Here is a 25126-nt window from a genome sequence, read left to right on the forward strand (position 1 = left end):
GACTTGCCGGCTCGCTCGCGTCAGGCCCCGGCCGACAGGGCGGGGCGCCTGTAGGGAACTTCCACGTTCCCGCCAGGCACTACAACTGAATTCGCAATCCCGCGGATATCGGTGCTACTCATAGGTGCATTAATTCATGAGCATGACTGATCCCATTGCCGACATGCTGGTCCGCATCAAGAATGCGGCGGCTGTCCGGAAGCAGACGGTGAAGATGCCGTCTTCGAAGATCAAGGTGGCCATCGCCAAGGTTCTGCAGGACGAGGGCTACATCCTGGATTCCCGCGTGACCGACGTCGGCGCCGGCAAGTCCGAACTCGAAATCTCGCTGAAGTACTACGAAGGCAAGCCGGTGATCGAGCGCCTCGAGCGCTATTCCCGTTCGGGCCTGCGCCAGTACCGCGGCAAGGCCAAGCTGCCGAAGGTCCTGGGCGGCCTCGGCATCGCCATCATCTCCACCTCGAAGGGCATCATGACCGACGCGCAGGCGCGCCAGCAGGGCGTCGGCGGTGAAGTCCTGTGCTTCGTGGCCTAAGGGAGGAATAGACATGTCCCGAGTTGCCAAGAAGCCGGTCGCCCTCCCGAAGGGCGTCGAACTCAACATCCAGGCCGATTCGATCAGCGCCAAGGGCCCGAAGGGCACCCTGAGCGTCGCGAAGCCGGCTGGTATCAACGTCAACGTCGACAACGGTACCGCCACGTTCTCTTCCGAGGACGCGGCGCTGATCCCGCTGGCCGGCACGCTGCGCGCGATCCTGGCCAACATGGTCAAGGGCGTCTCCGAAGGCTTCGAGCGCAAGCTTGAGCTCGTCGGCGTCGGTTACCGCGCCTCGATGCAGGGCAAGGACCTGAACCTGGCGCTGGGTTTCTCGCACCCCGTCGTGCTCGCGGCTCCGGCCGGCATCACGATCGCCACGCCGACGCAGACCGAAATCGTCATCGCCGGTGCCGACAAGCAGGCGGTGGGTGAGTTCGCTGCCAAGATCCGCGCTGTTCGTCCGCCGGAGCCCTACAAGGGCAAGGGTGTGAAGTACGCCGGCGAAGTCATCATCCGCAAGGAAGCCAAGAAGGCCTAATCGGCGCTTCAGCTTTCGGAGATACGCAAATGAACAAGAACACCGCCCGCCTGCGCCGCGCCAAGTCGACCCGCGCGCACATCCGCGAACTCGGCGTGCCGCGCCTGTCGGTGCTGCGCACCGGGCAGCACCTGTACGCCCAGGTCTTCACCTCCGACGGTTCCAAGGTCCTGGCTTCGGCTTCGACCGTGCAGTCCGACGTGATGGAAGGCCTGAAGAACGGCAAGAACGCCGACGCCGCCGCCAAGGTCGGTCGCATGATCGCCGAGAAGGCGAAGGCTGCCGGCATCGAGAAGGTCGCGTTCGACCGCTCGGGCTACCGTTACCACGGCCGCATCAAGGCCCTGGCTGACGCCGCCCGCGAAGGTGGCCTGCAGTTCTGATGTCTTGAAGGCGTGGGGATCCGTCCCCACGCCTGGATTTCTGCCCGCCGGCATGGGGAATGCCGGGCGCGACCATGGATTCCCATGTTCGCGAAACATCCGCAGCACCTCACAACGATAAGCGGCCACGCCGCAAATCCCTTAACTACCGAGCAATCGAAATGGCAGAAGAACAACGTGCACCGCGGGGTCGTGATCGCGACCGCAACCGCGAAGAGATCGACGACGGCATGATCGAGAAGCTGATCGCGGTCAACCGCGTCAGCAAGACCGTCAAGGGCGGTCGCCAGTTCACCTTCACCGCGCTGACGGTGGTGGGCGACGGCAACGGCAAGGTCGGCTTCGGTTACGGCAAGGCGCGCGAAGTGCCGGTCGCCATCCAGAAGTCGATGGAGTACGCCCGCAAGTCGATGGCGAACGTCGACCTGAACAACGGCACCCTGTGGCACTCGGTCAAGGCCGGTCACGGCGCTGCCCGCGTGTTCATGCAGCCCGCCTCCGAAGGTACCGGCGTGATCGCCGGTGGCGCGATGCGCGCCGTCCTGGAAGCCGTCGGCGTGAAGAACGTGCTGGCCAAGGCCGTCGGTTCGCGCAACCCGATCAACCTGGTTCGCGCCACGCTGAAGGGCCTGTCCGACATGCATTCGCCGGCGAAGATCGCTGCGAAGCGTGGCAAGAAGGTGGAGGACCTGATCAATGGCTAAGAACGAAGCAGTCGCCGGCGGCACCGTGAAGGTGCGCCTGGTCAAGGGTCTTCGTGGCACCCAGTCGCGTCACCGCCTGTCGGTGCGTGCGCTGGGCCTGAACAAGCTCAACGACGTGCGTGAACTGAAGGACAGCCCGCAGGTTCGCGGCCTGATCAATCAGCTCCATTACCTCGTCCGAGTCGAGGAGTAATCAAGATGCGTCTCAACACTCTGCAGCCCGCCGAGGGCGCCCGCACCGAGCGCACCCGCGTCGGTCGCGGTATCGGTTCCGGCCTGGGCAAGACCGCGGGTCGCGGCCACAAGGGCTCGTTCGCGCGCTCGGGCAAGGGCAAGATCAAGGCCGGCTTCGAAGGCGGCCAGATGCCGATGCAGCGCCGTCTGCCGAAGATCGGTTTCCGTTCGAAGCTGTCCAAGGACACGGCCGAAGTGCTGCTGTACCAGCTGGACAAGCTGCCGGCCGGCGACGTCGATTTCGCCGCGCTGAAGGCTGCCAAGCTGGTGCCGAGCACCGCGAAGCAGGCCAAGATCGTGGTGAAGGGCGAGCTGACCAAGAAGTTCGTGCTGAAGGGCGTGGCCGCCACGGCCGGCGCCAAGACCGCGATCGAAGCGGCCGGCGGCAAGGTCGAGGAGTAATCGACGGATGGCGCGCAGCGGTAGCAACGCGGTAGCCGGCCTCGGTGGCGGACTCGGTAAGTTCACCGAGCTCCGCCAGCGCCTGCTGTTCGTGGTCGGTGCCCTGATCGTCTACCGCATCGGCTGCTACATCCCGGTGCCGGGCGTCAATCCGGAAGCAATGCTCCGGCTGATGGAAACCCAGAAGGGCACCATCGTAGACATGTTCAACATGTTCTCCGGTGGCGCCCTGCATCGCTTCAGCCTGTTCGCGCTGAACGTGATGCCGTACATCTCGGCGTCGATCATCGTGCAGTTGCTGGTGCAGATCGTGCCCAGCCTGAAGGCCATCCAGAAGGAAGGCGAGTCGGGCCGTCGCAAGATCAACCAGTGGTCGCGCATGGGTGCGATCCCGCTGGCCGTGTTCCAGGCCTGGGGTATCGCGACCGCGCTTCAGGCCGGTGGCGCAAGCCAGGGCATCGCGGTGGTCTACAACCCTGGCCCGGGCTTCATCTTGACTGCGGTGATCGCCCTGACGGCGGGCACCATGTTCCTGATGTGGCTGGGCGAGCAGGTGACCGAGCGCGGTATCGGCAACGGTGTGTCGCTGATCATCTTCGCAGGCATCGTGGCGGGTCTTCCGGCAGCGGTGTTCGGCATGTTCGAGCAGATCCGCAACGGCGACATGAGCGCGCTGGTAGCCATCGTGGTGGTGGCGATCGTGCTGGGCTTCACGTACTTCGTGGTGTTCGTCGAGCGCGGTCAGCGTCGCATTACGGTCAACTACGCCCGTCGACAGGGTGGCCGTAGCGCGTACATGAACCAGTCGTCGTTCCTGCCGCTGAAGCTCAACATGGCCGGCGTGATCCCGGCGATCTTTGCCTCGAGCATCGTGATGTTCCCGGCGACGGCGGCCAACTGGTTCAGCCAGGGCAATTCTGGGTCGACCCTCCACCGTGTCAGCCAGTGGCTGAACCCGGGAGAGCCGCTCCACATGATCCTGTACGCAGGTCTGATCATCGGTTTCGCGTTCTTCTACACGGCGCTGGTGTTCAACTCGCAGGAAACGGCCGATAATCTGAAGAAGTCGGGCGCGCTGATTCCGGGTATCCGTCCGGGCAAGGCGACCGCCGACTATATCGATGGCGTCCTTACCCGTCTGACGGCGGCCGGCGCGATCTACCTGGTGCTGGTGTGCCTCCTTCCGGAGGTCATGCGCACCGAACTGGGCACCTCGTTCTACTTTGGCGGCACCTCGCTGCTGATCGTGGTCGTGGTGGTCATGGATTTCATCGCCCAGATCCAGGCTCATCTGATGTCCCATCAGTACGAGAGCTTGCTGAAGAAGGCGAACTTGAAGGGCGGCTCGCGCGGCGGTCTCGCGCGCGGGTGATCCCGGACCTTACGCGCGCCAGAGTAGCGCGCGGGGTCGGGCAGGGCGGTTCGCCGCAAAGTCCGACCAGTCCGGTTTCGTCGCCGGAGCATGGGCACACTCCCCATGCCGGGCACTGCCGCGTCCTCTGGGATGCGGCAGGGCTTCCTATTAACCCGAGACCTTGTTAAACTTTCCAGTTCACTCCGCCGGGATTAATCCGTCCTGGCCGCCAATCAGTTGGAGATCGCCGTTATGGCGCGTATTGCGGGCGTCAATCTGCCTGCCCAGAAGCATGTCTGGGTCGGCCTGCAAAGCATTTACGGCATTGGCCGTACCCGTTCGAAGAAGGTCTGCGTGGCCGCCGGCGTTACGTCGACGACCAAGATCCGTGATCTGTCCGAGCCCGAAGTCGAGCGCCTGCGCGCCGAAGTCGGCAAGTACGTGGTTGAGGGTGACCTCCGCCGCGAAGTCGGTATCGCGATCAAGCGCCTGATGGACCTGGCCTGCTACCGCGGCCTGCGTCACCGCCGCGGCCTGCCGCTGCGTGGCCAGCGCACCCGTACCAATGCTCGTACCCGCAAGGGTCCGCGCAAGGCCATCAAGAAGTAAGGACTTAGACCATGGCTAAGCCGGCTGCTACCAAGACCAAGAAGAAGATCAAGCGTGTCGTCACCGACGGCATCGCCCACGTCCACGCTTCTTTCAACAACACCATCGTCACGATCACCGACCGCCAGGGCAACGCGCTGTCGTGGGCGACCTCGGGCGGCGCGGGTTTCCGCGGCTCGCGCAAGTCGACCCCGTTCGCAGCTCAGGTCGCCGCCGAGAAGGCGGGTCGTGCCGCGCTGGACTACGGCGTGAAGTCGCTGGAAGTCCGCATCAAGGGCCCGGGTCCGGGCCGTGAATCCGCCGTTCGTTCGCTGAACAACGTCGGGTACAAGATCATCAACATCATCGACGTGACGCCTATCCCGCACAACGGGTGCCGTCCGCCGAAGAAGCGTCGCGTCTGAGGAGCTGAAAGAACATGGCTCGTTATATCGGTCCCACCTGTAAGCTCGCCCGTCGCGAAGGCGCTGACCTTGGCCTGAAGTCGTCGGCTCGCGCCCTCGATTCCAAGTGCAAGCTCGAGCAGAAGCCCGGCCAGCACGGCCCGACCGCCCGCAAGGGCAAGCTGTCTGACTACGCCACCCAGCTGCGCGAAAAGCAGAAGGTCAAGCGTATTTACGGTCTGCTGGAGCGTCAGTTCCGCAACTACTACAAGAAGGCCTCGACCAAGAAGGGCAACACGGGTGAAAACCTGCTGCAGCTCCTCGAGACCCGTCTGGACAACGTCGTTTACCGCATGGGCTTCGCGGTGACCCGTCCGGCCGCCCGCCAGCTGGTTTCGCACCGCGGCGTCACGGTCAACGGCAAGCCGGTCAATCTGCCGTCGTACCAGGTCAAGGCTGGCGACGCGATCGCGCTGGCCGAGCGCGCCCAGAAGCAGCTGCGCGTGCAGGAATCCCTGACCGTCGCATCGCAGATGGACCTCTCGCCGTCGTGGGTTGAAGTCGACAGCAAGAAGTTCTCTGGCGTGTTCAAGGCCGTTCCGGATCGTGCCGACCTGCCGGCCGACATCAACGAAGCGCTGATCGTCGAGCTGTACTCGAAGTAATCCCAGGAGACGCCAACACATGACGGTTACCGCAAACCAGGTGCTGCGCCCGCGCGGCCCCCAGATCGAGCGCCTTACGGGCAACCGTGCCAAGGTCGTGATCGAACCGCTGGAGCGTGGCTACGGCCATACGCTCGGCAATGCGCTGCGCCGTGTGCTGCTGTCGTCGATTCCGGGCTTCGCAATCACGGAAGTCGAGATCGATGGCGTGCTGCACGAGTACACCACGGTCGAAGGCCTGCAGGAAGACGTGCTTGAGGTTCTGCTGAACCTCAAGGACGTGGCGATCCGCATGCACACCGGCGAGTCGGCGACGCTGTCGCTGGCGAAGCAGGGCCCGGGCATCGTGACCGCCGGCGACATCAAGACGGACCACAACGTCGAGATCCTCAACACCGAGCACGTGATCGCGCACCTGACGAAGGACACCGCGCTCAACATGCGTCTGAAGATCGAGCGCGGTTTCGGCTACCAGCCGGCTGCCGCGCGACGTCGTCCGGATGAGGAAACCCGTGCCATCGGCCGCCTGATGCTGGACGCCAGCTTCTCGCCGGTCCGCCGCGTCGCGTATGCCGTGGAAGCGGCCCGCGTCGAGCAGCGCACCGACCTGGACAAGCTGGTCCTGGACATCGAGACCAACGGCACGATCGACGCCGAGGAAGCCGTCCGCACTGCGGCCGACATCCTCACCGACCAGCTGTCGGTGTTCGGCGACTTCACCCACCGCGATCGCGGTGCGGCGAAGCCGGCGACCAGCGGCATCGACCCGATCCTGCTGCGTCCGATCGACGACCTCGAGCTGACCGTGCGTTCGGCCAACTGCCTCAAGGCCGAGAGCATTTACTACGTCGGCGATCTGATCCAGAAGACCGAAGTCGAACTGCTCAAGACGCCGAACCTCGGCAAGAAGTCGCTTACCGAGATCAAGGAAGTCCTCGCCCAGCGTGGTCTTTCGCTTGGCATGAAGCTCGAGAACTGGCCGCCGGCAGGCATCGCCTCCCACGGCATGATGGGGTAAGCATCGGCGCCTGCGCGGCACTGCCGCGCGCCGATGAAACGCCCGGGCAGGAAGCCCGGGCCAGGCTCTCCGGAGCCGCCCCGTATCGCCATGGATGGCAGCAGCGAAGCAACAAGCGCGGCGCTTCTGAGAAGAAGCGTCGCGTTTTCGCCGACAGGGGCCAAGCCCCGCGGCATGGCCGGCAACGGAGCGCCGGTTCGGACCATCCGCAGTCCAGGTAACAACGCCGGGATGGCGACAGCGAACCTCAACGTTTCAACATTCCACAGGAATCACCGTCATGCGCCACCAGAAAGCCGGCCGTAAGTTCAGCCGTACCAGCGCCCATCGCGATGCGATGTTCACCAACATGGCCGCGTCGCTGATCAAGCACGGCATCATCCGCACCACGCTGCCCAAGGCGAAGGAACTTCGTCGCGTTGCCGAGCCGCTCATCACGCTCGCCAAGGTCGACGGCGTCGCCAATCGCCGCCTCGCCTTCTCGCGCCTGCGCGACAAGGAAGCCGTGGGCACGCTGTTCACCACGCTCGGCCCGCGCTACCAGGCGCGTCCGGGTGGCTACCTGCGCATCCTCAAGTGCGGTTTCCGCGCTGGCGACAACGCGCCGATGGCCTACGTCGAACTCGTCGACCGTCCGGAAGCCGCTGCGGAGTAATCCGCCGGCGTGAGCGGCCCAGGCCGCTCACGGACGATCCAGCAGAAACCCCGGCTTCGGCCGGGGTTTTTGTTTTCTGGAGTTCCTGATGGCAGTGGCACGCGCATAACGATGCGTGCATATGCGCCGAAGCGTGTGCCGTTTGCGGGCAGCCGAATGGCTGTCGTGCACTTGAGTGGGAAGGGCGGTTAAGCTCTCCCGCCATGACGACCCAACTCCTGCGCGGCTCGTTCCGCTTCCAGTTCTTCCTCGGCTTCCTCGCGTGTGCGGGACTGCTTGCGTACGCGATCTACCTGCAACTGCACGACGGACTGGAGCCGTGCAATCTCTGCATCTTCCAGCGCGTCGCGTTCGCAGCGCTGGGCATCGTGTTCCTGATCGGCGCGCTACATGGGCCGAGGCGTCGAGGTGCACGCACGGCCTATGGCTTCGGCGCGCTCATCGCATCGATTGCCGGCATCGCAATCGCCGGCCGCCACGTGTGGGTGCAGATGCAGCCGGCGGGCGAAGTGTCGTGCGGTGCGCCCCTTTCGTTCATGCGCGAAACCATGTCGACGTGGGACGTCGTGCGCAAGGTGATGACCGCGACGGGCAACTGCGGCGACGTCGACTGGACCTTCCTCGGCCTGTCGATGCCGTGGTGGAGCCTGATCTGGTTCGTGCTGCTCGCCCTGTGGGCCGGCTACGCGGCCTTTCGTCGCGCCTGAGCGCGTTCTATCCGGTATCCCGGACCCGTCAAGGGCGTTCCGGCTCGGTTGCCGCTGTAACGGTTGCAGCGCGCCGGGCGAGCGCCCATAGTGGTTCGCCGCATTGCAGCATCGTGTCATGCCTACGCCAGACCGCACCCTCCGCGCCGTAAACCTGCCCGCCGACTGGTCGCCTCAGTCCTGGCGCAACCGCACCGCGATGCAGTTGCCGCAGTATCCCGATGCGCAGGCGCTGGAGGAGGCGCTCGCCGAGCTGCGCACACTGCCGCCGCTGGTGACCTCGTGGGAGATCCTCTCGCTGAAGCAGCAGCTTGCCGACGCGCAGGAAGGCAAACGCTTCCTGCTGCAGGGCGGCGATTGCGCGGAGACCTTCGACGGCTGCCGTTCCGATGTCATCTCGAACCGGCTCAAGGTGCTGCTGCAGATGAGCCTGGTGCTCGTGCACGGCCTTCGCAAGCCGGTCGTGCGCGTTGGTCGTTTCGCCGGCCAGTACGCGAAGCCGCGTTCGGCCGACTCCGAGACCATCGGCGAGGTGACGCTGCCCAGCTATCGTGGCGACATGGTCAACGCGCCGGACTTCACGCCCGAGTCGCGCACGCCCGATCCCCGCCGCATGATCAAGGCGCATGCGCGCTCGGCGATGACGATGAATTTCGTCCGTGCGCTGATCGATGGTGGGTTCGCCGACCTGCATCATCCCGAATACTGGAACCTCAGCTGGGTCGGTCATTCGCCGCTCGCCGACGAATACCGCCGCATGGTCACCGCGATCGGCGATGCGGTGCGCTTCATGGAGACGCTCTCGGGCAGCGAGGTCCACAACCTCAATCGCGTCGACTTCTACACCTCGCACGAAGCGCTGCTGCTGCCGTACGAGGAGTCGCTGACGCGCCAGGTCCCGCGCCACTGGGGCTGGTTCAACCTGAGCACCCATTTCCCGTGGATCGGCATGCGCACGGCGCAGGTCGACGGCGCGCACGCGGAGTACTTCCGCGGCATCCGCAACCCGATCGCGCTGAAGGTCGGCCCGTCGGTCACGCCCGACCAGCTGCTGCGCACGTTCGACCTGCTCAATCCGGAAGACGAGCCGGGCCGCCTGACCTTCATCCACCGCATGGGCGCGACCGGCATCGCCGAGAAGCTCCCGCCGCTGCTCGATGCCGTGCGCCGCGATGGGCGTCGCGTACTGTGGGTCTGCGATCCGATGCACGGCAACACCGAAAGCACGAGCAACGGGTACAAGACGCGCCGCTTCCGCAACATCCGCAGCGAGCTGGAACAGGCCTTCGAACTGCATGCTGCCGCCGGCACGCGTCTGGGCGGCGCGCATCTGGAGCTCACCGGCGAGGACGTGACCGAGTGCCTCGGCGGCGCACGCGAACTCACCGAGAGCGATCTCGAACGCGCCTACAAGTCCACGGTCGATCCGCGCCTGAACTACGAGCAGGCGCTGGAAATCGCAATGCTGATCGTGCGCAAGCAGGCGCAGATCGCCGCGCCGGCATAAGCGGTGTAACGCGTCGGATCCGGACGGCCTCTCCGCACGCGGGGAGGCCGTTTTCGTTACGGCGCGGGCCTCAACCCTTCGTCGTGCCCAACAGCGCGGTCGCCAGGAACTGCGGCGCCTTGCGCGCCTTGGTCTTCTGCTCGAATGCGTAGGCCAGTTCGATCAGTCGCGGTTCGCTCCACGCGGAGCCCATGAAGACGATGCCCATCGGCAATCCGAAGTAGTCGCCCATCGGCACGGTGATGCTCGGCGTGCCGGCGACTGCGGCGGCGCCATAGCCTTCCCCGAGGAAATGGTCGCCGTTGACCGGATCGATCAGCCACGCCGGCGCCGTCGCAGGAGCGACGATCGCGTCGAGCGAGGACGCAGATAGCACCGCTTCAAGCCCTTCCGCACCGGCCAGTCGCCGCGCCTTGCTGCGCGCGTCGATGTAGGCCATCTCGTCAAGCGTGCCCTTCGCCTGTGCGCGCTCGAACAGCTCCTGCGCGAAGAACGGCATTTCCGTCTTCGCGTTGCGGCGGTTGTATTCGATCAGCGCGGCCAGCGAATTCACCGGCGCGCCGCTGCGCGACAGGTAGCCGTCCAGGCCGTGCTTGAACTCGTACAGCAACACGTCCATCTCCGCGTCGTTCCACTGCCCCGCGGTGGGGAGCTCGACGTCGACGATTTCCGCGCCCGCCCGGCGCATCGCGTCGAGGCTGCGCTCCAGCGCCGCGTCGGCCGCGGGATGGAAGCCCATCGACTTGCGCAGCACGCCGATGCGCGCGCCCCGCAGGCCCTCGCGGTTGAGACGGGCGTGATAGTCGAAGATCGCGCGCCCCGTGCTTTCGGAGGTCGCCGGGTCGGTATCGTCGCGGCCGACCATGGCCGACAGCAGCGTTGCCGCATCGGCCACGCTGCGCGCCATGGGGCCGGCCGTGTCCTGGCTGTGCGAGATCGGGATGATGCCGCTGCGGCTCACCAGGCCGACCGTCGGCTTGATGCCGACCAGGCCTGCGACCGACGACGGGCATACGATGCTGCCGTCGGTTTCGGTGCCGATCGCTGCGGCCGCGAGGTTCGCGGCGACGGCGGCGCCGCTGCCGGAACTGGAGCCGCAGGGCGAGCGGTCGAGCGCATACGGATTGCGCGTCTGCCCGCCACGCGCGCTCCAGCCGGAGCTCGAGCGCGAGGAGCGGAAGTTCGCCCACTCGCTGAGGTTCGTCTTGCCCAGGATCACCGCGCCCGCTTCGCGCAGGCGTGCGACAAGGAAGGCGTCGGTACGCGGATGGTGCGAGGCGAGGGCGAGCGAGCCGGCGGAGTTCGCCATCGGCGTCGCATCGATGTTGTCCTTCAGCAGGACCGGCACGCCGTGCAGCGGGCCGCGCACGCGGCCGGCCTTGCGCTCCGCATCGAGCGCGTCGGCTTCCTTCAGCGCGGCGGGATTGAGTTCGATGACGGCGTTGAGCGTCGGGCCGGCGTCGTCGATGGCGGCGATGCGATCGAGGTAAGCCTGCGTCAGCGCGTGGCTGGTGAGTTCGCCGCGGCCCATCCGGGCCTGCAGTTCGTCGATGCCCACTTCGGCGAATGCGAACCCGTCGCGTGGCGCGGCAGCGGCGGCAGCCGGCTTGGCGGTAGTCGTGACGCCCGCGCGGGCGGTGCCGGGCGCGTCGGCGCGCTGGCAGGCAGGCAACAAGGCGAGCAGCGTCGCCAGCGGCAACGTCTTGACGATCAAAGAGCGCATTGCGATTCCCCGGTCGCAGGTGGCTGACCGGAGGATACGCCATTCAGGTTCGCGCGCGAGGCTTAGCGGCCGCGCTTGAAGATGTCGCGTGCCAGCACTGCGACGACGATCAAATTGACCACCAGGACGGCGACCGACATCCAGCCCGGGTGGCGGAAGAGGGCGTACACGTCGAGCGGCAGGTAGATCGCCGCGCTGATGCAGCCCAGCCACGACGCCCAGACCTTCACTCGCCACAGGCCCCAGGCTTCGATCATGCGCAGCACGCCGTAGGCGAAGATCAGCGCCGCGGCCAGGTGCACGCTATCGGGATTGATGGCGTTGGACAGCCACGCCAGCGCACCGTGGTCGGTGCTGATCTGGAATCGCAGCGTCAGTTCGCGCAGCCAGCGCAGCAGCGGCGCCGGCCCGAGCAGTTCCAGCCCGAAGGCGGCAGCAAAGGCCAGCAGGCCCTTGCCGGCCTCGAAGATCGCGATGAGATGCAGACCCGGATGCGCGTGCGGATCCGGGTTGTAGTGGGCGTCGGTCATGGCCTCGTCAGACATGGCGACGCCCCTTTGGTTCACGCAGCACGCGACGCGCGCTTGCGTTCGCTTTCCGTCAGCTGCTTCTTGCGCAGGCGGATTTCCTTCGGGGTGACTTCGACCAGTTCGTCATCCTCGATGAAGTCCAGCGCCTGCTCCAGCGAGTACTTGATCGCCGGCGTCAGCTTGATCGCGTCGTCCTTGCCCGAAGCGCGCATGTTGGTCAGCGGCTTGGTCTTGATCGCGTTGACGGTCAGGTCGTTGTCCTTCGAATGGATGCCGACCAGCTGGCCTTCATACACGTTGTCGCCTTCGGCCGCGAACAGGCGGCCGCGCTCTTCCAGCGGGCCCAGCGCGTAGGCAGGGGTGACGCCGGCGGCGTTGGCGATCATCACGCCGTTGAGGCGCTTGGCGATCGCGCCGGTTTCCTTCGGACCGTAATGGTCGAAGACGTGGAACAGCAGGCCCGAGCCCTGGGTCAGGGTGCGGAATTCGTTCTGGAAGCCGATCAGGCCACGCGCCGGGATCATGTAATCAAGGCGCACGCGGCCCTTGCCGTCCGGCTCCATGTTCTTGAGCTGGCCCTTGCGGATGCCGAGCTTTTCCATGACGCCGCCCTGATGCTGCTCCTCGATGTCGACGACGAGCTGCTCGATCGGCTCCATCAGCTGGCCGTCGATTTCCTTGATGATCACTTCCGGGCGCGACACGGCCAGCTCGAAGCCTTCGCGGCGCATGTTCTCGATCAGCACCGACAGGTGCAGCTCGCCGCGGCCGGACACCAGGAATTTGTCCGGATCCGAACCTTCCTCGACCTTCAGCGCGACGTTGTGCAGCATCTCGCGCTCCAGGCGCTCGCGCAGCTGGCGGCTGGTGAGGAATTTGCCGCCGCTGTAATCCTTATGGCCGGCGAACGGCGAGTTGTTCACCTGGAAGGTCATGCTGATCGTCGGCTCGTCGACCGTCAGCGCCGGCAGCGCTTCGGGCGCGTCGAGCGCGCACACGGTGTCGGAGATCGACAGGTCGGTGATGCCCGCGATCGCGACGATGTCGCCGGCGCTGGCCTCTTCGGTCTCGATGCGCTCAAGGCCCATGAAGCCCAGCACCTGCACGATCTTGCCCTGGCGCTTCTTGCCGTCGCGGCCGACCACGCTCACCGGCATGTTCTTCTTCACCTTGCCGCGCTGAATGCGGCCGATGCCGATCAGGCCGACGAAGTTGCTGTAGTCCAGCTGGCTGATGCGCATCTGGAACGGGCCTTCCTCGTCCACCTGCGGCGGCGCGACGTGCTTCATGATCGCTTCGTACAGCGGGGTCATGTCGCCCGAGCGCGCGGCGTCGTCGAGGCTGGCGTAGCCGTGCAGCGCCGAGGCGTAGACGATCGGGAAGTCGAGCTGCTCGTTGGTGGCGCCGAGCTTGTCGAACAGGTCGAACACCTGGTCGATGACCCAGTCCGGACGCGCGCCCGGACGGTCGATCTTGTTGACCACGACGATCGGCTTGAAGCCCATCGCGAAGGCCTTCTGCGTCACGAAGCGCGTCTGCGGCATCGGGCCGTCCATCGCGTCGACCAGGATCAGCACCGAGTCGACCATCGACAGCACGCGCTCGACCTCGCCACCGAAGTCGGCGTGTCCGGGGGTGTCGACGATGTTGATGCGGTTGCCCTGCCAGGTGATGGCCGTGTTCTTGGCGAGGATCGTGATGCCACGTTCCTTTTCCTGGTCGTTGCTGTCCATCGCGCGCTCGGCAAGCACCGTGCGCTCGGACAGGGTGCCGGACTGCTTCAGGAGGCAGTCGACGAGGGTGGTCTTGCCATGGTCGACGTGGGCGACGATGGCGATGTTGCGCAGGCGTTCGATGGACATGCGGACAGGCCGGCAGACCGGCGCTCGAGCGAGGGGTAGCCGAATATTATACCTGTCAAACATAGCGGTTGCTTGTTCAGCCAACCGGTCGGCGGAGCTGGGGCGAGGGCCCTTGTGAAGGGTTGCCGCCGCCGCCATCTGAACGGCGAAGCCTTTCCCCATCCTTGCCCCGCATTATTTCCCCGAACGTCCAGGAGACGGATTCATGAGCGTCATTGCCACCTTCGATACCGACCGCGGCCCGATCCGCGTGGAACTGGCCGCCGACAAGGCGCCCCTCACCGTCGCCAACTTCGTGAACCTGGCCCAGCGCGGCTTCTACGACGGCCTGAGCTTCCACCGCGTCATCAACGATTTCATGATCCAGGGCGGCTGCCCGCTGGGCACCGGAACCGGCGGCCCGGGCTACCGTTTCGAGGATGAAACGCGCAACGGCCTGAGCCACGAGCGCGGCGTGCTCTCGATGGCCAACGCCGGCCCGGGCACCAACGGCAGCCAGTTCTTCATCACGCACGTCCCGTGCCCGTGGCTGGACGGCAAGCACACCGTGTTCGGCAAGGTGCTCGAAGGCCAGGAAATCGTCGACAGCGTGAAGCAGGGCGACACGATCAAGTCGGTGAAGATCGAAGGCGACACCGCCGGCGTGCTGGCGGCGAAGGCCGACCGCGTCGCCGAGTGGAACAAGACCTTGGACGCGCGATAACCGGCATTGCCGGTTTCCCCCAAAGTTTGCTGCGCAAACTTCGGGCCCCGCGGCACGGCTTCCAAATCCCCGCGCTGCCGCGCAGCCCCGTTACCAAAGGGGCTTGTGACTCCGGTTGGACCGCCAAACACCGCCCGCTCCGGCCTTTCCGGAGCGGGCGTTTTCGTTTCAGCAGCGGCAGGCAGCGCGCCCCTGCGTGTTAACATCCTGAGGCTCGATGGCCGACGTTCGCGGCGCGTCTTTTGCGGACCGATCAGCCCCGAATCAACGGACCGATCCGGCCGCGAGCGCACACCCCACATCCGACTCCCACGAGGTTCCGCGATGCCCCAGCTTGCCCGGCGCATCGGTCGCGCCAAGCCCAGCGCGATCATGCAGGTTGCCGAGAAGGCCAAGCGGCTCAAGGCCGAAGGCCGCGACATCATCAGCTTCTCGATTGGTGTTCCCAACTTCCTGCCCGGCGAGCACGTCTACGCCGCCGCACGCGAGGCGCTGTCGAAAGACAGCGGCCAGTACGGTAGCAACCGCGGCCCCGACGCGCTGCTCGACGCCTTCGTCGAGCACATGGCGAAAATCGGCCTGACCGGCTACGGGCGCGTCAACTGCGCCACCGGCATCGGCGCCAAGCACGTCATCTACAACCTCGCCGAAGCGCTGCTCGATGAAGGCGACACGATCGCGTTCCCGACGCCGTACTGGACCAGCTACCTCGACATCGCCGAGATCGTCGGCGCGAAGATCGACCTGCTGCCGTGCCCGCCGGAACAGGACTACAAGCTCAAGCCCGCGCAGCTCGATGCCGCGCTCGCGAAGAAGCCGAAGGTGTTCCTGTTCAACAACCCGTCCAACCCGACGGGCATGGTGTACACGAAGGAAGAAATCGACGCGCTGGCCGACGTCGTGGCGAAGTATCCGGACACCTGGATCATCACCGACGACATCTACAACCGCATGGTGTTCGACGGCATCGGCTACCACAACTTCGTGCATTCGCGCCCGGAGCTGAAGGACCGCGTGATCTTCCTGGATTCGCTATCCAAGACCTACGGCATGCCGGGTTGGCGCGTGGGTTTCATGGCCGGTCCGGAAGTCGTGGCGCAGGCGCTGGTGACGATGAATTCCAACCACATCACCAACGTGCCGGAAGTCGTCTGCGCCGCCGCGATCGCCGCGTTCAACGGTCCGCAGGACGTTCCGACGCAGAAGTGCGCCGAGTTCCAGGCCAAGCGCGACCAGGTGATGGACGTGATGAACTCGATCCCGGGCGTCGTCTGCCCGCGTCCGCAGGGCGCGTTCTACGTGTTCCCGGACATCAGCGTCGCCTTCGGCAAGACGCACAAGCCCAGCGGCATCAAGATCGGCAACGACGTCGATGTCTGCAACGCGCTGCTGGAAACCAAGGGCGTGGCCTGCGTGCCGGGCTCGGCGTTCGGTGAGCCGCGCGCGCTGCGCATCAGCTACACCTGCCCGACGCCGCAGCTCGCCCCGGGCCTGCAGCGTTTCCAGGAATTCTTCGCCGAACTTTCGTAATCCAGTGCGGGGCGCGTGGCGCCCCGTTTTTTCGTCCAGGAGTTACACATGAAGACCCCCGTCCGCGTTGCCGTCACCGGTGCTGCCGGCCAGATCGGTTACTCGCTGCTGTTCCGTATCGCGTCCGGCGAAATGCTCGGCAAGGACCAGCCCGTCATCCTGCAGATGCTCGAGCTGCCGATGGAGAAGGCCCAGGCCGCGCTCAAGGGCGTGATGATGGAGCTGGAAGACTGTGCGTTCCCGCTGCTGGCCGGCATGGTCGGCACCGATGATGCGGAAGTCGCGTTCAAGGACGCCGACATCGCACTGCTCGTCGGCGCGCGTCCGCGCGGCCCGGGCATGGAGCGCAAGGACCTGCTGCTGGAGAACGCGAAGATCTTCACCGCCCAGGGCGCCGCGCTGAACAAGGTCGCCTCGCGCAACGTGAAGGTGCTCGTCGTCGGCAACCCGGCCAACACCAACGCCTACATCGCCATGAAGTCGGCGCCGGACCTGCCGGCGAAGAACTTCACCGCGATGCTGCGCCTGGACCACAACCGCGCGCTGTCGCAGCTGGCGAACAAGGCCGGCGTGCCGGTGGGCGACATCGAAAAGCTCGTCGTGTGGGGCAACCACAGCCCGACGATGTACCCGGACTACCGCTTCGCCACCGTCAACGGCCAGTCGCTGAAGGACAAGATCAACGACGCCGACTGGAACGCGAACGAGTTCATCCCGAAGGTCGGCAAGCGCGGCGCGGCGATCATCGAAGCGCGCGGCCTGTCGTCGGCCGCCTCGGCCGCCAACGCCGCCATCGACCACGTGCGCGACTGGGTGCTGGGCAGCAACGGCAAGTGGGTGACGATGGGCATTCCGTCCGACGGCAGCTACGGCATCCCGAAGGACGTGATGTTCGGTTTCGCGGTCACCACCGAGAACGGCGAGTACACGATGGTGCGCGATCTGCCGATCGACGACTTCAGCCGCAAGGCGATCGACAAGACGCTGGCCGAGCTGGAAGAAGAGCGTTCGGGCGTCGCCCACCTCCTCTGATCCATCGCAATCGTGTTGCACCGCGGGGCGGCCACTGGCCGCCCCGTTGCGTTTGGGAGCCGTGTCGAAGTCGGCCGCTTCGACCAAGGTCGTAACGCGTTCCTTCCCCGCGCGGCGCTAGCCTCGACACATCGTCGTCGGAGGCATCGCCATGCAGTACGAAGACTTCTACCGCCGCTCGATCGAGCAACCCGAGGAGTTCTGGGGCGAGCAGGCGAGGGCGATCCACTGGCACAAGGCCCCGGAGCAGATCCTCGATTACTCCAATCCGCCGTTCCGTCGGTGGTTCTGTGGCGGCGAAACGAACCTGTGCTTCAACGCGATCGATCGTCACCTGCACGAACGCGCCGACCAGCTCGCGCTTGTCGCCATTTCCAGCGAAACCGGCATCACGCGCGAGATCACGTATCGCCAGCTGCATCGCGAAGTGAACACCTTCGCCGCCGTCATCCACGCGCTTGGCGTCGGGCGCGGCGACCGCGTCGTGATCTACATGCCCAACATGGCCGAAGCGGTGTTCGCGATGCTCGCCTGCGCGCGCATCGGTGCGGTGCATTCGGTCGTATTCGGCGGTTTCGCCGCGCACAACCTCGCGCTGCGCATCGACGATGCCACGCCCAAGCTGCTGATCTGTGCCGACGCCGGCATGCGCGGCGGCAAGGTGATTCCCTACAAGCCGCTGGTCGATGCGGCATGCGACGCGGCGAAGACGCCACCGCCGAAAGTGCTGATCGTCGAACGCGGGCTGGATCCGGACCACGCCGTCGTCGAAGGTCGAGACGAACACTACGCGCCGTTGCGCGAGCAGTACGACGGCGCCGAAGTCGATGTCGAATGGCTCGAATCGAACGAGCCGAGCTACCTGCTCTATACCTCCGGCACGACGGGAAAACCCAAGGGCGTGCAGCGCGACGTCGGCGGCTACGCGGTGGCGCTTGCGCTGTCGATGTGGTCGATCTACGACGTGCGCGCGGGGCAGGTGATGTTCTCCACGTCCGACGTCGGCTGGGCGGTCGGCCATTCGTACAACGTGTACGGCCCGCTGATCGCCGGCGCGACGTCGGTGCTGTACGAAGGTTTGCCAACGAATCCGGACCCCGGCATCTGGTGGAAGATCTGCGAGCAGTACGGCGTGCGCACGATGTTCTCTTCGCCCACCGGCATCCGGGTGCTGAAGAAGCAGGACGCGGCGTTCCTGAAGAAGCACGACCTGTCGAAGCTGCAGTGGCTGTTCCTCGCTGGCGAACCGCTGGACGAACCGACCGCGCAGTGGATCACCGACGGCATCGGCAAGACGATCATCGACAACTACTGGCAGACCGAAACCGGCTGGCCGGTGCTGTCGCTGATGCCGGGGCTGGACCTGAAACCGGTGAAGTTCGGCTCGCCCGGTCTGCCGACGCCCGGATACAAGCTGCGCGTGATCGACGATGTCACCGGCGATGACGTGCCGGCCGGAACGAAGGGCGTGCTGGTGATCGAACCCCCGCTGCCGCCGGGGTGCCTCACGACGGTGTGGAACGACGATGCGCGCTTCCTGTCGAGCTACTTCAGTCATTTCAGGCAACTCGTCTACAGCTCGCTCGACTGGGCGATCCGCGACGAGGACGGCTACACGTTCATCCTCGGCCGCACGGACGACGTCATCAACGTCGCCGGCCATCGCCTGGGCACGCGCGAGATCGAGGAGTCGTGCTCGACGCATCCCAGCGTCGCGGAGGCGGCGGTGATCGGCGTGCACGACGAACTGAAAGGGCAGGTGCCGGTGGTGTTCGCCACGCTCAAGCGGCAGGACGAATCGGCGTCGGATGCGGCGAGCGGCATGCAGCAGCGGGTGGCCGAGCAACTGGGCGGCGTCGCGAAGCCGGCACGCGTGTACGTGGTGAACGCGCTGCCGAAGACACGCTCGGGCAAGCTGCTGCGCCGCTCGTTGCAGGCGCTGGCCGAAAGCCGCGACCCCGGCGACCTGTCGACGCTGGACGACCCGGCCGCGCTGGAGGAAGTGAAGCGCGCGCTGGAGCGCGGGGCGGATGCGGGCGGGTGAACCGGTGGGGTTCATCCCGGAGGCCACGCGTCCTGCGGCGCAAACCCCTCGAAATCCCCCGTCGGCTAAAATGTCCGTCTCACCAGGAGACGCCATGAATCCCTCGAACTCCGCCGGCGCCCGCTTCCGCGCCGCGCTCTCCGAAGAAACCCCGCTGCAGGTGATGGGCGCCATCACCGCCTACGCCGGCCTGATGGCCAAGCGCACCGGCTACAAAGCGCTGTACCTGTCCGGCGGCGGCGTCGCCGCGAACTCGCTGGGCATGCCCGACCTGGGCATCAGCACCATGGAAGACGTCCTGACCGACGCCCGCCGCATCGTCGATGCCACGCAGATGCCGCTGCTGGTCGACATCGACACCGGCTGGGGCGGCGCGTTCAACATCGCGCGCACGATCCGCTCCTTCATCAACGTCGGCGTCGCCGCCGTGCACATGGAAGACCAGGTCGGACAGAAGCGCTGCGGTCACCGCCCCGGCAAGGAAGTCGTGCCGAAGGAAGAGATGGTCGATCGCGTGAAGGCCGCCGTGGATGCACGCACGGACGCGGGCTTCGTGATCATGGCGCGCACCGACGCCGCCGCCACCGAAGGCGTGGACGCCGCCATCGAGCGCGCCGTCGCCTACGTCGAAGCCGGCGCCGACATGATCTTCCCGGAAGCGATGAATTCGCTCGACGATTACCGCAGGTTCAAGGCCGCGGTGAAGGTGCCGATCCTGGCGAACCTGACCGAGTTCGGCTCCACGCCGTTCTTCACCACCGACGAGTTGCGCGACGCGAACGTCGACATCGCGCTGTACTGCTGCGGCGCGTATCGCGCGATGAACAAGGCGGCGCTGAACTTCTACGAGACGGTGCGCCGCGAAGGCACGCAGAAGAACATCGTCGACACGTTGCAGACGCGCGCGCAGCTGTACGACTTCCTGGGCTACCACGCCTACGAGGACAAGCTCGATTCGCTGTTCGCGAGCGGCAAGAAGTAAGGCACGACGGAAAAGGTCGGCCGACGGAGCGTACAGGGCCTTCGACGTGAGTCCCCCTGTCCCCATCTCCGCCGGCGCGTCCGTCGCCCCGCGACCGTGGCGGGCGCGATCCGGCCCACCACGGTCGGCTGCGACCCGTTCGTCGCAGGCTGGCTTTGTTCGAATGACCCCACTGTTACCCCTTCAGTCCTGACAACGTCGCACCCCGGCCCGACCGGTCACCACCGGCCCGGCCACGCACGAGGAGAACCCCGATGACCGATACGCCCCAGGTCCTGCCCAAGGCCAAGAAATCCGTCGCGCTCAGCGGCACCGCCGCGGGCAACACCGCGCTGTGCACCGTCGGCCGCAGCGGCAACGACCTGCATTACCGCGGCTACGACATCCACGACCTGGCGACCAAGTCGACCTTCGAGGAAGTCGCCCACCTGCTCGTGCACGGCGCGCTCCCGACGGCCTCGCAGCTGAAGCAGTACAAGGCCAAGCTCAAGCGCCTGCGCGGCCTGCCGGCGATCGTGTCCGAAGCGCTGGAACTGGTTCCCGCCAACGCGCACCCGATGGACGTGCTGCGCACCGGTTGCTCGGTGCTGGGCACGGTGCTGCCCGAGCGCGAAGGCCATCCGGCGTCCGAAGCGCGCGACATCGCCGACAAGCTCATCGCGAGCTTCGGTTCGATGCTGCTGTACTGGTGGCACTTCACGCGTAACGGCTGCCGCATCGACGTGGAAACCGACGACGACTCCGTCGCCGCGCACTTCCTGCACCTGCTGCATGGCGAAGAGCCGTCGAAGCTGCACGCCGATTCGCTCGACAAGTCGCTGATCCTCTACGCCGAGCACGAGTTCAATGCGTCGACCTTCACCGCGCGCGTGATCGCAGGCACCGGTTCGGACCTGCATTCGTGCATCACCGGTGCGATCGGCGCGTTGCGCGGCCCGAAGCACGGCGGCGCCAACGAAGTCGCGATGGACATCATCGCCCGCTACGGCACCGCCGACGAAGCCGAGGCCGACATCCGCGCGCGCATGGAGAAGAAGGAAATCATCATCGGCTTCGGCCATCCGGTGTACACCATCGGCGATCCGCGCAATCCGATCATCAAGGAACTCTCGCGCAAGCTGTGCGCCGACGGCGGCAACCAGACGCTGTTCGACGTGTCCGAGCGCATCGAGAACCTGATGATGGACACCAAGAAGATGTTCCCGAACCTCGACTGGTACAGCGCGTCGGCCTATCACATGATGGGCATCCCGACGCCGATGTTCACGCCGCTGTTCGTCATCGCGCGCACCACCGGCTGGAGCGCGCACGTGATCGAACAGCGCGAGGACGGCAAGATCATCCGCCCGAGCGCGAACTACGTGGGTCCCGAAGACCGCGAGTACGTGGCGATCGACAAGCGCTGATTGCTCGCAACAGGCACCACGGAGAAGGCCGCGCATTGCGCGGCCTTTTCCTTTTCAGCCTATCAATCGCGTAACGCGTCAGAACCTGTAGTCGAAACCCACCGTCACGTAGCGGCCGCGCAGATCGTACTGCGTGATTTCGTATGGCACGCGGAGCCCGGCGAAGCCAGCCGGATCGTACGGCGGTTCCTCGTCGAACACGTTCTGCACCTTGGCGAACAGCGTCCAGCCTTCGAAGCCCTTGTAGCCGAAGTACAGGTCGAACTGGTTGCCCGCATCTACGCGCCGGGGAACGTTCGCGCCGGTGACGGTGCGCTGGTCGTAGCCGCCGGTGTAATACCAGGTAAGGCTCGTGCTCACGTCGCCGATGTCCCAGCCCAGCGTCGTCGTCGCCTTGTTGCGCGGCAGTGCGGGGCCTAGGTTGCTGCCGGCGTAATCCACGCTCGGGCCGCCGACGGTCGCCGGACGCTTGTACTCCAGCACGTGCGTGTACACGCTCGATAGATTGAAATCGCCCGCGCTCGCCGTGTGCCAGCGCTGGCTCAGTTCGACGTCGAAGCCGCTGGTCTCCAGTTCGCTGAGGTTCTGGTAGCGGTTGTAGATCGCGACGAGCTTGCCGTCGGCATCGCGGATCACGTCAGCCGGATCGTTGCGGTTGACGATGGCGGTGGTGTTGTTCGTGCCGATGAGGTTGTCGAGCTTGATGCGGTAGTAATCGACACTGACACTCGTGTCGGCCAGCGGCGACAGCACGAAACCGAGGTTGTAGCTGCGCGTGCGTTCCGGATCCAGGTCGCTGTTGCCGACGGTGAAGAAGGTCGGGCGCTGCGTGGAGTTCGGCAGGTCGGGATCGAAGGGGTCGACCACCGCGCCGTACGAGATGTTGGTGCTGTTGGCGTTCTCCGACAGCGACGGCGCGCGGAAGCCGCGCGACGCCGCCGCGCGCACGAGCAGCCAGTCCAGCGGCTGCCAGCGCAGGCTCGCCTTGGGCGAGAACGCGCTGCCGAAATCGCTGTAGTAGTCGCCGCGCCCGGCGAGCTGCAGTTCGAGTCCGGTGGCCACCGGCACGTTGAACTCGGCGTACAGCGCGCTCACGTCGCGCTTGCCGTCGACTTCGGCGATGGCCGGGCGGATCTGCAGGCCCGCGTCGATCTGCCACGGGTTCGTCGACTGCAGCTTTTCCTGCCGCCACTCCGCGCCCGCGGCGAAGCCGACGCTGCCGGCGGGCAGGTCGAACAGGTTGCCGCTGAACTTGAAGTCCACGCCGTTGAGTTCCGATTCGGCCGGACGCACCGTACGCAGGTTGATCGAATCGAGCACCGACTGCGGCGTGGCCGAAGGATCGAGCAGGTTGTAGGTGCCATCGGCCAGCGCGGCCGCAAGGCCGTAACGGTTGGCGAAGCCGGCAGTGACCGTTTCGCGCTCGGTGCTGCGCGAAGTGAACACGCCGGTTTCCCAATCCCAGCGTTCGGTGCGGCCGCGCACGCCGCCGAGCACGCGATAGAAGCGCGAGGTGTTGATCTTCTGCGACTGGCCGAGGTTGAAGAACGTGTACTCGATCGGCGTGTCGACGCCGAACGGGTTGTACGGATTGTTCGCCGGCAGCACGGCGGGAACGGGCTCGGCGAGGCCGGTGTCGGCGTTGAGCGCGAAGCGGCCGCTCTCCAGCGTGAAGTACGGGCTGGAACCGAAGATCGAATCGCCGCGGATGTAGCTGTAGAGCGCTTCGCCGAACGCTTCGACGTTGTCGGTGATGCGGTAAGTGCCCGCGACGTACGCCTGGTAGCGCTCGGTGCCGGGGATCAACGTCGTATACGGCGCCAGGTTGAACGCGCAGGTGTTGCCGGCGCGGCCGTCGATCGGCGCGCTCGCCGTCAGCACCGTGCCTTCGGGGCAGTTGCCGTTCGCGTCGAGCAGCGGGATTGACGCACCGTTCGCGCCGAGCAGTCGCGCACCCTTCGCCGACCAGCCGTTCCAGCGGCCGCCCGGCAGGTCGGTGTAGATGCCGGACTTCGTGAGGTCGCGTTCGTCCTGGTCGAGGCGGTCGCGCTTGAAGTACTCGAAGCTGTACAGCACGTTGTAGCGGTCGGTATCCAGGTCGCCCGTGCCGCCCACCAGCGTGAAGTGGTGCTGGTCGGCACCGCCTTCGGTGGACGTGCCGACGTCCGCGCCGATTTCCAGTCCGCTCGCGTTCTGGCGCGTGATGATGTTCACCACGCCGGCGACCGCATCGGAGCCGTACACGGCCGACGCGCCATCCTTCAGCACTTCGATGCGCTCCACCGCGACCAGCGGCAGCGCGTTGAGGTTGACGAAGGTGTCCGACAGGCCGCCCTGCGGGAATCCGTAGTTCGCCAGGCGCCGGCCGTTGAGCAGCACCAGCGTGTTCTTCTGCGACAGGCCGCGCAGGCCGATGCCCGCCGCGCCCGACGCCCAGCCGTTGTTGTACGTCTCGTTGTAGGCGTTGCCGGTGTTGGCCGAGATCGAGCGCAGCACGTCGGCGACGGTCTGCTTGCCGGATTGTTCGAGCTGCACGCGATCAATCACCTGCACCGGGCTCGGGCCTTCGGCGTCGGTGCGCTTGATGTTGGAACCGGTGACGACGACGGCGTCGAGCGTCTTGCCGTCGTCGGTGGTCTGCGCGAAGAGGATTCCTGGAGCGAGTGCCACGGCGATCGCCATGGCCAGAGGTGCGACGTTGCGCATGCGGAAGCGTGTGGGTGAGGGCGGCACAGTAGGGCACGCACGTTTCGTCGCCCGAAATGAAGGAACGGAATGGCGACAGTCGGATCGGAAAGAGCACGAGGCATGTCACGCGCATCGACGTCGACGCGTGTTGCGCGATTGCGCGTGATTTGCAGTGCGTCGCGAGCGAAGTCGCGATGCATCCGGCGTTCGTCGGCGCGCTGGACGCGTCAGGTGTCGCTGGACGCGCTTCGTGATAACGCCAGATTCGGCAAAGTCGCGCCTGTTCAGCCTCTTGACCGCCGTCCGTACACGGGGTCGCCAACCGTGGCATAGTCGGGCGGCTTTCGCAGCCAATGGTCCGGGGGGAACCATGCGCGACGACGAAGTGCCGAACAAGACCGATGCCGGGCGCGATGAAATCACCAGTCGCGCGCTGAAGCTGCCCAACGGGCTCCGGTCGATCCTGCTGATGGTGGACGGCCAACGCACCGTGGCGCAGCTGCGCGGCGTCATGGCCGGGCTGAAATCGCCAGACGATGCGCTCCAGCAGCTCGAAGCGCTGAGGCTGATCGCCGTGCCGCAGAGTCTGGCCGCAGCCGCCGCGGCGACGATCCGCGATTCCGCGCGACCACCGACGCCCGCAGCGCCGGCGCCGGACTACAACGCGCCCGCCGTTGCGCCGGCCGCGACGCCTTCGGCCGGAGCCTCGGGTTACTCCGCGCTCTACACGCTGATGTCCGACACCGTGCGCGAGCACCTCGGCCTGCGCGGCTACTTCCTTCAGCTGAAGGTCGAACGCTGCACCGACGTCGGCGAACTGATGGCGCTGTTGCCGGACTTCAGCACCGCGCTGGGCAAGGCACGCGATTCCGCGTTCGCGGCCGAAATGGAAAGCCGCTTCCGGATGCTCGCGCAGGCCTGAGTTTCGC

25 protein-coding genes are annotated in these 25126 nt (G+C 66.0%); 21 read left to right on the forward strand and 4 right to left on the reverse strand.

All coding sequences use genetic code 11. The annotated features are described in order from the left end of the window. Positions 1–136 precede the first annotated feature (136 nt). The 14 genes from rpsH to GOY17_RS05110 all read left to right on the forward strand — a co-directional run bounded on the left by rpsH (position 137) and on the right by GOY17_RS05110 (position 9697). On the forward strand, positions 137–535 hold the full coding sequence (gene rpsH / locus GOY17_RS05045; RefSeq protein WP_115843857.1) for a 30S ribosomal protein S8: 399 nt from the start codon (positions 137–139) through the stop codon (positions 533–535). A 13-nt stretch (positions 536–548) separates the two neighbouring features. Next, positions 549–1076: a 50S ribosomal protein L6 gene (gene rplF, locus GOY17_RS05050; RefSeq protein ID WP_115843855.1), complete on the forward strand. Its 528-nt coding sequence runs from the start codon at positions 549–551 to the stop codon at positions 1074–1076. Between the two features lie 29 nt (positions 1077–1105). Beyond that, positions 1106–1459 carry a 50S ribosomal protein L18 gene (gene rplR / locus GOY17_RS05055; RefSeq protein WP_115843852.1) on the forward strand — a complete coding sequence of 118 codons (354 nt, stop codon included), beginning with the start codon at positions 1106–1108 and terminating at the stop codon, positions 1457–1459. 161 nt (positions 1460–1620) lie between these two features. Continuing rightward, positions 1621–2163: a 30S ribosomal protein S5 gene (gene rpsE / locus GOY17_RS05060; protein ID WP_115843850.1), complete on the forward strand. Its 543-nt coding sequence runs from the start codon at positions 1621–1623 to the stop codon at positions 2161–2163. Beyond that, a complete protein-coding gene (rpmD, locus tag GOY17_RS05065; protein ID WP_115843848.1) occupies positions 2156–2356 on the forward strand; it encodes a 50S ribosomal protein L30 in 201 nt (66 codons plus the stop codon). The genes rpsE and rpmD overlap by 8 nt, the downstream gene beginning before the upstream one ends. Beyond that, positions 2356–2799 (forward strand): 50S ribosomal protein L15, encoded by a 444-nt coding sequence (gene rplO / locus GOY17_RS05070; protein WP_198173914.1) that lies wholly within the window; start codon positions 2356–2358, stop codon positions 2797–2799. The genes rpmD and rplO overlap by 1 nt, the downstream gene beginning before the upstream one ends. A gap of 7 nt (positions 2800–2806) precedes the next feature. Beyond that, a complete protein-coding gene (secY, locus tag GOY17_RS05075; protein ID WP_115843843.1) occupies positions 2807–4171 on the forward strand; it encodes a preprotein translocase subunit SecY in 1365 nt (454 codons plus the stop codon). A gap of 234 nt (positions 4172–4405) precedes the next feature. Next, positions 4406–4762 (forward strand): 30S ribosomal protein S13, encoded by a 357-nt coding sequence (gene rpsM / locus GOY17_RS05080; RefSeq protein ID WP_115843841.1) that lies wholly within the window; start codon positions 4406–4408, stop codon positions 4760–4762. Positions 4763–4773: 11 nt separating this feature from the next. Continuing rightward, complete coding sequence (gene rpsK / locus GOY17_RS05085; protein ID WP_115843839.1) at positions 4774–5166, forward strand: 30S ribosomal protein S11; 393 nt, start codon at positions 4774–4776, stop codon at positions 5164–5166. A 14-nt stretch (positions 5167–5180) separates the two neighbouring features. Beyond that, entirely contained in the window at positions 5181–5810 is a 630-nt protein-coding gene (gene rpsD / locus GOY17_RS05090; RefSeq protein ID WP_115843837.1) for a 30S ribosomal protein S4, read from the forward strand. Between the two features lie 19 nt (positions 5811–5829). Beyond that, positions 5830–6828: a DNA-directed RNA polymerase subunit alpha gene (locus GOY17_RS05095; protein WP_115843835.1), complete on the forward strand. Its 999-nt coding sequence runs from the start codon at positions 5830–5832 to the stop codon at positions 6826–6828. Between the two features lie 280 nt (positions 6829–7108). Continuing rightward, positions 7109–7483, forward strand: coding sequence for a 50S ribosomal protein L17 (gene rplQ / locus GOY17_RS05100; RefSeq protein WP_115843833.1), 375 nt, complete (start codon positions 7109–7111; stop codon positions 7481–7483). 203 nt (positions 7484–7686) lie between these two features. Beyond that, complete coding sequence (locus GOY17_RS05105; protein ID WP_157029554.1) at positions 7687–8190, forward strand: disulfide bond formation protein B; 504 nt, start codon at positions 7687–7689, stop codon at positions 8188–8190. Between the two features lie 118 nt (positions 8191–8308). Then, the gene (locus GOY17_RS05110; protein WP_157029555.1) at positions 8309–9697 is read left to right on the forward strand and encodes a class II 3-deoxy-7-phosphoheptulonate synthase; all 1389 of its coding nucleotides are present in this window, start codon (positions 8309–8311) and stop codon (positions 9695–9697) included. A 70-nt stretch (positions 9698–9767) separates the two neighbouring features. On the opposite strand, the gene GOY17_RS05115 is transcribed toward GOY17_RS05110, so the two are convergent. The 3 genes from GOY17_RS05115 to typA all read right to left on the reverse strand — a co-directional run bounded on the left by GOY17_RS05115 (position 9768) and on the right by typA (position 13812). Next, entirely contained in the window at positions 9768–11420 is a 1653-nt protein-coding gene (locus GOY17_RS05115; RefSeq protein ID WP_157029556.1) for an amidase, read from the reverse strand. 62 nt (positions 11421–11482) lie between these two features. Beyond that, positions 11483–11950, reverse strand: coding sequence for a DUF2127 domain-containing protein (locus GOY17_RS05120; protein WP_115843825.1), 468 nt, complete (start codon positions 11948–11950; stop codon positions 11483–11485). Between the two features lie 32 nt (positions 11951–11982). Further along, positions 11983–13812, reverse strand: a complete 1830-nt coding sequence (gene typA / locus GOY17_RS05125; RefSeq protein ID WP_115843823.1) for a translational GTPase TypA — start codon at positions 13810–13812, stop codon at positions 11983–11985. 205 nt (positions 13813–14017) lie between these two features. On the opposite strand from typA, the gene GOY17_RS05130 reads away from it, so the two are divergent. From GOY17_RS05130 to prpC, 6 genes are all read left to right on the forward strand, one after another. Continuing rightward, entirely contained in the window at positions 14018–14515 is a 498-nt protein-coding gene (locus tag GOY17_RS05130) for a peptidylprolyl isomerase (protein WP_115843821.1), read from the forward strand. A 324-nt stretch (positions 14516–14839) separates the two neighbouring features. Further along, positions 14840–16045 (forward strand): pyridoxal phosphate-dependent aminotransferase, encoded by a 1206-nt coding sequence (locus tag GOY17_RS05135; protein WP_157029557.1) that lies wholly within the window; start codon positions 14840–14842, stop codon positions 16043–16045. A 48-nt stretch (positions 16046–16093) separates the two neighbouring features. Further along, complete coding sequence (locus GOY17_RS05140) at positions 16094–17077, forward strand: malate dehydrogenase (protein WP_157029558.1); 984 nt, start codon at positions 16094–16096, stop codon at positions 17075–17077. A 151-nt stretch (positions 17078–17228) separates the two neighbouring features. Next, positions 17229–19121, forward strand: coding sequence for a propionate--CoA ligase (gene prpE, locus GOY17_RS05145; protein WP_157029559.1), 1893 nt, complete (start codon positions 17229–17231; stop codon positions 19119–19121). A 94-nt stretch (positions 19122–19215) separates the two neighbouring features. Then, a complete protein-coding gene (gene prpB, locus GOY17_RS05150; RefSeq protein ID WP_157029560.1) occupies positions 19216–20103 on the forward strand; it encodes a methylisocitrate lyase in 888 nt (295 codons plus the stop codon). 254 nt (positions 20104–20357) lie between these two features. After that, positions 20358–21509: a bifunctional 2-methylcitrate synthase/citrate synthase gene (gene prpC, locus GOY17_RS05155; RefSeq protein WP_157029561.1), complete on the forward strand. Its 1152-nt coding sequence runs from the start codon at positions 20358–20360 to the stop codon at positions 21507–21509. Positions 21510–21587: 78 nt separating this feature from the next. On the opposite strand, the gene GOY17_RS05160 is transcribed toward prpC, so the two are convergent. Then, a complete protein-coding gene (locus tag GOY17_RS05160) occupies positions 21588–24215 on the reverse strand; it encodes a TonB-dependent receptor plug domain-containing protein (protein WP_157029562.1) in 2628 nt (875 codons plus the stop codon). A gap of 352 nt (positions 24216–24567) precedes the next feature. Here GOY17_RS05160 and GOY17_RS05165 point away from each other — a divergent pair, with 352 nt between their 5' ends. Next, complete coding sequence (locus GOY17_RS05165) at positions 24568–25119, forward strand: hypothetical protein (RefSeq protein ID WP_157029563.1); 552 nt, start codon at positions 24568–24570, stop codon at positions 25117–25119. Positions 25120–25126 lie beyond the last annotated feature (7 nt).

The sequence above is a fragment of the Lysobacter soli genome (assembly GCF_009755585.1).
Lineage (GTDB): Bacteria > Pseudomonadota > Gammaproteobacteria > Xanthomonadales > Xanthomonadaceae > Lysobacter_J > Lysobacter_J soli.

Excerpts from the sequence above, each read along its gene's own strand:
- GOY17_RS05160 (WP_157029562.1), bottom strand. The coding sequence starts at position 24,215 with ATGCGCAACGTCGCACCTCTGGCCATGGCGATCGCCGTGGCACTCGCT.
- rplF (WP_115843855.1), top strand. The coding sequence starts at position 549 with ATGTCCCGAGTTGCCAAGAAGCCGGTCGCCCTCCCGAAGGGCGTCGAA.
- GOY17_RS05095 (WP_115843835.1), top strand. The coding sequence starts at position 5,830 with ATGACGGTTACCGCAAACCAGGTGCTGCGCCCGCGCGGCCCCCAGATC.
- GOY17_RS05140 (WP_157029558.1), top strand. The coding sequence starts at position 16,094 with ATGAAGACCCCCGTCCGCGTTGCCGTCACCGGTGCTGCCGGCCAGATC.
- typA (WP_115843823.1), bottom strand. The coding sequence starts at position 13,812 with ATGTCCATCGAACGCCTGCGCAACATCGCCATCGTCGCCCACGTCGAC.
- prpB (WP_157029560.1), top strand. The coding sequence starts at position 19,216 with ATGAATCCCTCGAACTCCGCCGGCGCCCGCTTCCGCGCCGCGCTCTCC.
- prpC (WP_157029561.1), top strand. The coding sequence starts at position 20,358 with ATGACCGATACGCCCCAGGTCCTGCCCAAGGCCAAGAAATCCGTCGCG.
- GOY17_RS05115 (WP_157029556.1), bottom strand. The coding sequence starts at position 11,420 with ATGCGCTCTTTGATCGTCAAGACGTTGCCGCTGGCGACGCTGCTCGCC.
- GOY17_RS05110 (WP_157029555.1), top strand. The coding sequence starts at position 8,309 with ATGCCTACGCCAGACCGCACCCTCCGCGCCGTAAACCTGCCCGCCGAC.
- rpsD (WP_115843837.1), top strand. The coding sequence starts at position 5,181 with ATGGCTCGTTATATCGGTCCCACCTGTAAGCTCGCCCGTCGCGAAGGC.
- rplR (WP_115843852.1), top strand. The coding sequence starts at position 1,106 with ATGAACAAGAACACCGCCCGCCTGCGCCGCGCCAAGTCGACCCGCGCG.
- GOY17_RS05120 (WP_115843825.1), bottom strand. The coding sequence starts at position 11,950 with ATGACCGACGCCCACTACAACCCGGATCCGCACGCGCATCCGGGTCTG.
- rpsE (WP_115843850.1), top strand. The coding sequence starts at position 1,621 with ATGGCAGAAGAACAACGTGCACCGCGGGGTCGTGATCGCGACCGCAAC.
- GOY17_RS05135 (WP_157029557.1), top strand. The coding sequence starts at position 14,840 with ATGCCCCAGCTTGCCCGGCGCATCGGTCGCGCCAAGCCCAGCGCGATC.
- rpsK (WP_115843839.1), top strand. The coding sequence starts at position 4,774 with ATGGCTAAGCCGGCTGCTACCAAGACCAAGAAGAAGATCAAGCGTGTC.
- rplQ (WP_115843833.1), top strand. The coding sequence starts at position 7,109 with ATGCGCCACCAGAAAGCCGGCCGTAAGTTCAGCCGTACCAGCGCCCAT.
- GOY17_RS05105 (WP_157029554.1), top strand. The coding sequence starts at position 7,687 with ATGACGACCCAACTCCTGCGCGGCTCGTTCCGCTTCCAGTTCTTCCTC.
- rpsM (WP_115843841.1), top strand. The coding sequence starts at position 4,406 with ATGGCGCGTATTGCGGGCGTCAATCTGCCTGCCCAGAAGCATGTCTGG.
- GOY17_RS05130 (WP_115843821.1), top strand. The coding sequence starts at position 14,018 with ATGAGCGTCATTGCCACCTTCGATACCGACCGCGGCCCGATCCGCGTG.
- prpE (WP_157029559.1), top strand. The coding sequence starts at position 17,229 with ATGCAGTACGAAGACTTCTACCGCCGCTCGATCGAGCAACCCGAGGAG.
- rpmD (WP_115843848.1), top strand. The coding sequence starts at position 2,156 with ATGGCTAAGAACGAAGCAGTCGCCGGCGGCACCGTGAAGGTGCGCCTG.
- secY (WP_115843843.1), top strand. The coding sequence starts at position 2,807 with ATGGCGCGCAGCGGTAGCAACGCGGTAGCCGGCCTCGGTGGCGGACTC.
- rpsH (WP_115843857.1), top strand. The coding sequence starts at position 137 with ATGAGCATGACTGATCCCATTGCCGACATGCTGGTCCGCATCAAGAAT.
- GOY17_RS05165 (WP_157029563.1), top strand. The coding sequence starts at position 24,568 with ATGCGCGACGACGAAGTGCCGAACAAGACCGATGCCGGGCGCGATGAA.